Source organism: Lactobacillus sp. UMNPBX12, from assembly GCF_002553955.1.
Lineage (GTDB): Bacteria > Bacillota > Bacilli > Lactobacillales > Lactobacillaceae > Lactobacillus > Lactobacillus crispatus.
In genome coordinates this window covers 1-398 of sequence record NZ_PCYY01000080.1, presented here as the reverse complement: position 1 = coordinate 398, position 398 = coordinate 1, and the positions used below count along the sequence as shown (strand labels likewise).

At 43.0% G+C, this 398-nt stretch carries 1 protein-coding gene; it reads right to left on the bottom strand.

Annotation, left to right across the window (positions count from 1 at the left end):
• Positions 1-398 (bottom strand): C69 family dipeptidase (locus CP363_RS10570; RefSeq protein ID WP_143468729.1); only part of this gene is annotated, 398 nt, incomplete at both ends.

Below are 398 nucleotides of genomic sequence, written 5' to 3'. Positions count from 1 at the left end.
GAAGATCTTGTTCAAGTTAAACTTAGGAGTTGTTTGCCAAGCTTCTGGAGTAGTTGTGACATTAGTGTAGAATGGCACCATTGAGTTGAAGGTGTTTGGACCAAAAGCTAACCATTGAACACCAGCGATTTCTGCAGGAACATCGTTTCTGATTTGCAAAATGTGAGTTTCAAAGTTTCTGTTGATACCGATTGGACGGAAAGTCTTCTTTTGTTCAGGAGTACCTTGATCGCCGTAAGCATCATAAGGAGTGTCTTGGTAGTGTGAACTTTCAGCCCACTTAATGTCTTCGATTGAGATCAAACGGTTTGCGTGGCAAATGAATGGTTGATCTTGATCAGCAGGAGTGCCGCCAAAGTCTGGATCGAAGTAGTTGTGAATGTACCAAGCACGTGGGT